The sequence below is a fragment of the Streptomyces capoamus genome, from assembly GCF_014654935.1.
GTDB classification, from domain to species: Bacteria; Actinomycetota; Actinomycetes; order Streptomycetales; family Streptomycetaceae; genus Streptomyces; species Streptomyces capoamus.
This window is the reverse complement of record NZ_BNBF01000046.1, coordinates 13,866-21,169: the sequence shown is the minus strand read 5'-3', so window position 1 is coordinate 21,169 and position 7,304 is coordinate 13,866. Positions and strand designations below refer to the sequence as shown.

Here is a 7,304-nt window from a genome sequence, read left to right as displayed (position 1 = left end):
GCGAACACCCGCTCACCGCCGTAGATGACCACGGCGCGCACGTCGTCGCGGTGCGTGGCCTCCTCGGCGAGTTCCTTCAGGCGGTCCTGGGTGGCGATGTCCAGCGCGTTCATCGGCGGCCGGTCCAGACGCAGGGTGCCGACGCCTTCGGCGACTTCCAGAGTGACGGTCATGCAGGTCAGGTTAACGGCCACTAACGGCGGCGGGCCCGGTGCCGTTCCTCACAGCACCGGGCCCGCTCGTCAGCCGGGACTCACTTCTTCCACGCGGCCCACGACATGTTCCAGCCGTTGAGGCCGTTGTCCGGGGCCACCGTGGCGTCGTGGGAGTTCTTGACGACCACCACGTCACCGATCATCGAGTGGTTGAAGAACCACGCGGCCGGGACGGAGCCGTCGTAGCCGCCGCGGACGTCGCGCAGGCCGACGCAGCCGTGGCTGGCGTTGTAGTTGCCGAAGGCGTCGCCGCCCCAGTAGTTGCCGTGGATGAAGGTGCCGGAGGTGGTGAGCCGGATGGCGTGCGGCACGTCCTTGATGTCGTACTCACCGCCGTAGCCGACCGTCTCGCCGTTCATCCGGGTGACGGCGAGCTTCTCGCTCATGACCATCTGGCCGTTCCAGGTCTCGTAGCCGGACTTGCCGGTGGTGACCGGGAGGGTCCTGACTACCTTGCCGTCCTGGGTGATCTTCATCGTGTGCTTCTTGGCGTCCACGACGGACACCTGGTTGCGGCCTATGGTGAACCGCACGGTCTTGCGCTGCTTGCCGTAGACGCCGTCACGGCCCTCGACGCCGTCCAGGTCGAGGTCGACGGTGACCTTGGTGCCTTCCTTCCAGTACTTCTCGGGGCGGAAGTCCAGGCGGTCGTTGCCGAACCAGTGGCCCTCGACGTCGACGGCCGGCTCCGTCCTGATCCGGACGGCCTTCTCGACCGCCGCCGGGCTGGTGATGCCCCGGGTGAAGCGTATGGAGAACGGCATGCCGACACCGACGGTGGAGCCGTCCTCGGGGGTGAAGTAGCCGACGAAGGTGTTCTTCGGGGTGAGCGTGGTGAAGGTGGCGTCCTCGGCGGCCGCGCGGCCCTCGGCGTCCTTCGCCACCGCGTGCACGGTGTACTTGGTGCCCGCGGCCAGGTGCGAGGACGGCTTCCAGGCGGAGCCGCCCCCGGTGAGGGCGCCCTCGACCTTCGCGCCCTTCTCGTCCTTGACCGTGACCTCGGTCAGTTTGCCCCGGGCGACGCTGACCTTCAGCGCGCCGCTGGTGTCGACGCCGGTGGCACCCGACCGGGGCGCGATGCTGACCGCCGCCTCGGACTGGCCGCCCTTCCGGCCGCCCCCCTCGCCCTTGCCGTCCTCGGAACCGGACCCCGATCCGCCGCCTCCGCCGCACGCGGTCAGCGACAGCACCAGGGCGCCGGCTATGACCGCCAGTCCCCTACGGCCTCGCCGCCCCCGAGCCGACGCCCCCGCTACAGGCCGCACGTTCAAGTTGTTCTCCCCTCGCCGGGCCCCTGATCAGGCCCGCTCCCCACCACGTTGTGCGCGCATATTAGCTGCCAGGTTTTGAGCGGGGTGTCAGGCGAATGTCACCGTTCCGTCGCAACTTCCGCCCGGCACCCGCACCCGTGTCCCCGCCCCCCACCTGGTTACTTCTCCGCGCTGCCCGCTTTCCACTCCTTCCAGCCCATGTTCCATCCCCCGAGGCCGTTGTCGGGTGCGACCGTCTTGTCCTTGCTGTTTACGACCTCGACGACGTCCCCGACGAGGCTGCGGTCGAAGAACCAGCCGGCCGGGGTGTCCGAGCTGCCGCCCTTGACGTCCACCAGACCCACGCAGCCGTGACTGACGTTGACCCGGCCCGGGGCGTCCGTGGCCCAGTAGTTGCCGTGCAGGAAGGTGCCGGACTCGGTGAGCCGCATGGCGTGCGGGACGTCGGCGATGTCGTACTCGGCACCGAGGCCGACCGTCTGGCTGTTCATGCGGGTGACCTCCAGCATGTCCATCACCACCATCTTGCCGTTGTAGGTCGGGTGCTTGGGGGCGCCCGCGGTGATGGGGACGGTGGCCAGCAGCTGCCCGTCGCGCCGTACGTCCATGGTGTGCTTGGCCGCGTCGACCAGGGAGACCTGGCTGCGGCCGACGGTGAAGGAGAAGGTCCTGTCCTGCAGGCCGTAGATGCCGCGGGCGCCCTCGACGTCCCGCAGGCCCAGGTCGACGGTGACCTCGGTGCCCGGTTTCCAGTAGTGCTCGGGGCGGAAGTCCAGGCGGCCCTTGCCGAACCAGTGCGGGCGGATCTCGACCGGGGGCCGCGCGCTGACGCGGACGGCCCGCTCGACGGCGGCGCGGTCGGTGATCTCCTGGCTGAAGGAGAGCGAGACGATCATCCCGGTGCCGACGGTGGCGCGGTTCTCGGGGGTGACGTAGGCGATGAACCGCCGGTCGGGGACGTAGGTGGTGAAGGTGGTGTGCCGGGCGGAGCGGCGGCCCTGGGAGTCCAGCGCGACCACGTCGACGGTGTACTTGGCGGCCAGCGCCAGCCGGTCCTCGTCCGGCCGCCAGGTCAGCCCGTCCGCGCTGACGCGCCCCGCGACCGGCGTGTCCTGCGCGTCCTGCGACCTGACCACGGTCACCTTCTCCAGGCGCCCGCCGGGCACCCGTACGCGTAGCCGGCCGTCGGGGCGCACGGCCCTGCTGCCGTCGTCCGGGGTCACCCGGATGACGTCCTCGGGGGGCGGCGGCCCGCCCAGTGCCCCGCCCATGCCCAGCGGGCCCGAGCCGTCCGCGGAGCAGCCCGCGAGCAGCCCCGCCCATGTCAGTGCGGCGGCCAGCGCGGCCCCCGCGCGCCGTGCGCGTCCTGTTACGTGCCTCACACGAGGCTCAACGACGCTGCACGCTCCGGGGAAACGTGAGTGCGAGCCACGCGCTGGGCAGAACAGAGGGAAGGACGACACGTCGGGGAGCCGCCGCGCCCGCCTCGGAGCCGTCGGGGCGCAGTCGTACCGGGCGGCCGGGGGTGCCGGAACGCTCCCCCGGCCGCTCGGCACGGCCGGACGCGCCCCTCGGGCGTGCCCACCGAGAAGAGGGGCCGACAGTGACGAGCGCAGCCGAGCAGCGGGCGCCGGCCGGGGATCCGGCGGCCGGGAGCGGGCAACCGTCGGCGACGAACGGCGCCCGGCGGGCCGTACCGCCCGTCCCGGCCGTGTGGCCGGGTACGCCGACCCCGCTGGGCGCCCGGTTCCGGGTCGGCCCGGACGGGGTCGCCGGCACCAACTTCGCGCTGTGGGCGGCCGGCGCGGAGGCGGTCCGGGTGAGCCTGTTCGACGAACAGGGCCGGGAGACGCGCGTTCCGCTGACCGAACTGACGCACGAGATCTGGCACGGGTTCGTGCCGGGCGTGATGCCGGGGCAGCGGTACGGCTACCGGGTCGAGGGGCGCTGGGACCCGTGGACCGGGGCCCGCTGGAACCCGGCGAAGCTGCTGCTCGACCCCTACGCCCGGGCGGTGGACGGCGAGTTCGGCCTGCCGCCGGAGGTGTACGGGCACGTCCGGGACTGGCCGGACCAGTCGGTCGCCGACACCGTGCGCGACGAGCGGGACTCGGCGCCGTACGTCCCGAAGGGCGTCGTCGTCCACGACGACGACGACTGGTCCGACGACCGGCGCCCCAAGACGCCCTGGGCCGACTCGGTCATCTACGAGCTGCACGTGCGGGGCTTCACCAGGCTGCACCCCGGCATACCCGAGGAGCTGCGCGGCACCTACGCGGGCCTCGCCCACCCGGCCGCGATCGAGCACCTGGTGAAGCTGGGCGTCACGGCCGTCGAGCTGCTGCCCGTGCACCAGTTCGCGCACGAGGACCACCTGCTGCGCCGGGGCCTGAAGAACTACTGGGGTTACAACTCCATCGGCTACTTCGCCCCGCACGCGGCCTACGCGGCCTCCGGTACGACGGGACAGCAGGTCGGCGAGTTCAAGCGGATGGTGCGCGCGCTGCACGCGGCCGGCATCGAGGTCATCCTCGACGTCGTCTACAACCACACGGCGGAGGCCGGCGAGCTGGGGCCCACGCTGTCGCTGAAGGGCATCGACAACCGCGGCTACTACCGGCTCCAGGACGACGCCCGCCGGTACGCCGACTACACCGGCTGCGGCAACACCCTGCACGTGGTCCGGCCGCAGGTGCTGCGCCTGATCACCGACTCGCTGCGCTACTGGGTCACCGAGATGGGCGTGGACGGCTTCCGCTTCGACCTCGCGGCGGCGCTGGCCCGCTCGATGCACGACGTCGACATGCTCTCCCCGTTCCTCGCGGTCATCGCGCAGGACCCGGTGCTGCGCCGGGTCAAGCTGATCGCCGAACCCTGGGACATCGGCTCCGGCGGCTACCAGGTGGGGGCCTTCCCGCCGCTGTGGACCGAGTGGAACGACCGCTACCGCAACGCTGTGCGGGACTTCTGGCGGCACGCCCTGCCGGACGTCCGCGAGATGGGCTACCGCCTGTCGGGCTCCAGCGACCTGTACGCCTGGGGCGGCCGGCGTCCCTACGCCTCCGTCAACTTCGTCACGGCCCACGACGGTTTCACCCTGCGCGACCTGGTGTCCTACGGGACCAAGCACAACGAGGCCAACGGCGAGAACAACCGCGACGGCACCGACGACAACCGCTCCTGGAACTGCGGCACCGAGGGCGAGACCGGCGACGAGCGGGTGCGCGCGCTGCGCCGCCGGCAGCTGCGCAACCTGCTGACGACCCTGCTGCTGTCCACCGGCGTGCCCATGCTGGTCGCCGGCGACGAGCTCGGCCGCACCCAGCGCGGCAACAACAACGCCTACTGCCAGGACAACGAGATCAGCTGGCTGGACTGGTCGCTGCTGGAGGAGCCCGGCTGGCGGGCCCTGTTCGACCTGACCTCCCGGCTGATCGCGCTGCGCCACCGGCACCCGGTGCTGCGCCGGCGGGCCTTCTTCTCCGGCCGGGCCCAGACCGCGGACGGGCTGCGCGACCTGGCCTGGTTCACCCCGCGGGGCGCGGAGATGACCGAGGGCGACTGGTACGCGCCCGCCGCCACTCTCGGCATGTACCTGTCCGGGCGGGACATCCCGGGCCGGGACGAGCGGGGCGCCCCGGTGGTGGACGACAGCTTCCTCGCGGTACTGCACGCCGGCGACCGGCCGGCCCCTTTCGTGCTGCCCGGGCCGCCGTGGGCGGAGCGGTACGAGGTGGTCGTGGACTCCTCGGCGGAGGACCAGGAGCGGGCGCCCGGTACGGTCCACCGGGCGGGGGCGGAGATCACGGTGCCGGCCCGGGCGGTGCTGCTGCTGCGGGTCGCCTGAACCCCCGTCCCAGCCCGGCGTGACGCGGATCACGCCGGGTGAGTGCAGCGCCGGCCGGGGTCAAGGGCCTTTCCCTTGGTGGAGGAAGAGCCGGCGAGAACGGGGACCGTGGGGATGGAGCAGACCAGGGCCGGTGAGTACGACGCGTTCGTGGCGGCCCGCTGGTCGGTGTTGTTCCATCTCGCCCGTCTGCTCACCGGAGGGGACCGGCACCGGGCCGAGGACCTGTTGCAGGAGTCCTTGGTCAAGCTGTGGTTCGTCTGGCCCAAGATCGCCGACGAGGCGCCGGAGGCCTATGTGCGCAAGGTGCTGGCGCGGGCCGCGGCCCGCTCGGCGCGGCGGCGCTGGTGGGGCGAGCGGCCGGTGGAGCAGCTGCCCGAGGTGGCGGCGGCCGGTGACATGTCGGCGACCGTGGCCGAGCGCTCCCGGCTGGAGGCGGCGCTCGGCCAGCTGACGCCGCAGCAGCGGGCCGCCGTGGTGCTGCGCTACTACCAGGACCTGCCCGACCGGCAGGTCGCCGAGACCCTGGGCTGCCCGGTGGGCACGGCGCGGTCCCACGCCGCGCGCGGGGTGGCCCGGCTGCGCCGGCTCCTGGCCGACGTCATCGAGCCGGTGGGGTGAGGGAGAGCCCATGGACCGCATGGATCACACGGATCACCTGGACCACGGGGCCCGGATGGACCACGAGGACCGGGGGCCCGGCGGCGGGGACCGCTGGGACGGTTCCGACGCCTTCGAGCGGCAGCTGGCGCAGCTCATGCACCGGGCCCAGCAACCCGCGCCCTTCGAGGCCCGGCACCGGGAGGCGCTGCGCGCCGGTGTGCGGGCCCGGCGCCGGGTGCGCACGGCGCGCCGGGCGGCCGGCTCGGTGCTGGCGGTGGCCGGGCTCGGTCTGGGGCTGTTCCTGTGGCCGCACGGCCACACCGACGGCCGGCCCACCGCGCCGCACCCGCGGCCCATGATCAGCCCGTCGCCCGCACCGAGCACCTCGCCGTCGCAGTCCCCCACCGAGTCGCCGAGCGCGCCGCCGTCCACGACGTCCCCGGCGACGACGACCAACTCCTCGGCGCCGGCCCGCACCCGGACACCCTCCGGTCCGCCGACGGCCACCGCGGGCACCGCGCACGGCGCCACGGCCTCGTACCGGCCGCCGTCGGCCACGGCCACCGCCCCGGCGGCCGGCGGCACGACGGCAGCGGCCACGGCGCCGGTGAGCGAGCCCGCCGAGCCGTCGGGCGAGCCCTCTTCGACGATCGGCGCGACCGGCTAGCCGGCGCGCCTCCACCCGCTCCCGCATGCCCTCGGCATGCCCGACACATCACAACAAACGGGGTTATACGTGATATTCATCCGACCGAGCCGGCCGAGTCTTCCCCCGGCCGCGGCACCCGCGCCCCGGCGCGCCCCGCTGCCGGCGGGCCACGAGGAGCCCGTCCTGGACGTGGTCGTACCGGTGTTCAACGAGGAAAAGGACCTCGGACCCAACGTCCGGCGGCTGCACGCGCACCTGCGGGACACCTTCCCCTACCCCTTCCGGATCACCATCGCCGACAACGCCAGCACCGACCGGACGCCGGCCATCGCCGCCGGGCTGGCCGGCGAGCTGACCGAGGTGACCTCGCTGCGGCTGCCCCGCAAGGGCCGCGGCCGGGCGCTGCGCGCCGCCTGGTCGGAGTCCCGGGCACCCGTGCTGGCCTATCTCGACGTGGACCTGTCCACCGGGCTCACCGCGCTGCTGCCGCTGGTCGCCCCGCTCATCTCGGGCCACTCCGACCTGGCCATCGGCACCCGGCTGGCGCCGGGCGCGCGAGTGGTGCGCGGCGCCAAGCGCGAGGTCATCTCCCGGTGCTACAACGTCCTGCTGCGGTGCACGCTCGCCGTCGGCTTCTCCGACGCGCAGTGCGGTTTCAAGGCGGTCCGGCGGGAGGCCGCCGAGCGGCTGCTGCCGCTGGTGCGGGACGGGGAATGGTT

7 protein-coding genes are annotated in these 7,304 nt (G+C 73.2%); 4 read left to right on the top strand and 3 right to left on the bottom strand.

The window, feature by feature from the left end; genetic code table 11:
• From IE312_RS43515 to IE312_RS36970, 3 genes are all read right to left on the bottom strand, one after another.
• Positions 1–173: enoyl-CoA hydratase/isomerase family protein (locus tag IE312_RS43515; protein WP_229900899.1), on the bottom strand; the 173-nt coding region annotated here is incomplete at its 3' end.
• Positions 174–253: 80 nt separating this feature from the next.
• A complete protein-coding gene (locus IE312_RS36975; RefSeq protein ID WP_370467695.1) occupies positions 254–1,486 on the bottom strand; it encodes a L,D-transpeptidase in 1,233 nt (410 codons plus the stop codon).
• Between the two features lie 158 nt (positions 1,487–1,644).
• On the bottom strand, positions 1,645–2,868 hold the full coding sequence (locus IE312_RS36970) for a L,D-transpeptidase (RefSeq protein ID WP_189986699.1): 1,224 nt from the start codon (positions 2,866–2,868) through the stop codon (positions 1,645–1,647).
• Positions 2,869–3,089: 221 nt separating this feature from the next.
• Between IE312_RS36970 and glgX the strand changes: the two genes are divergently transcribed.
• The 4 genes from glgX to IE312_RS36950 all read left to right on the top strand — a co-directional run.
• A complete protein-coding gene (gene glgX, locus IE312_RS36965) occupies positions 3,090–5,333 on the top strand; it encodes a glycogen debranching protein GlgX (protein ID WP_189986698.1) in 2,244 nt (747 codons plus the stop codon).
• Between the two features lie 114 nt (positions 5,334–5,447).
• Positions 5,448–5,954, top strand: a complete 507-nt coding sequence (locus tag IE312_RS36960; RefSeq protein ID WP_189986697.1) for a SigE family RNA polymerase sigma factor — start codon at positions 5,448–5,450, stop codon at positions 5,952–5,954.
• Positions 5,955–5,964: 10 nt separating this feature from the next.
• Positions 5,965–6,603 (top strand): hypothetical protein, encoded by a 639-nt coding sequence (locus IE312_RS36955; RefSeq protein WP_229900894.1) that lies wholly within the window; start codon positions 5,965–5,967, stop codon positions 6,601–6,603.
• 78 nt (positions 6,604–6,681) lie between these two features.
• Positions 6,682–7,304, top strand: a 623-nt coding sequence (locus IE312_RS36950) for a glycosyltransferase (RefSeq protein ID WP_370467697.1), incomplete at its 3' end; no start/stop codon positions are given.

Excerpts from the sequence above, each read along its gene's own strand:
- IE312_RS36960 (WP_189986697.1), top strand. The coding sequence starts at position 5,448 with ATGGAGCAGACCAGGGCCGGTGAGTACGACGCGTTCGTGGCGGCCCGC.
- IE312_RS36955 (WP_229900894.1), top strand. The coding sequence starts at position 5,965 with ATGGACCGCATGGATCACACGGATCACCTGGACCACGGGGCCCGGATG.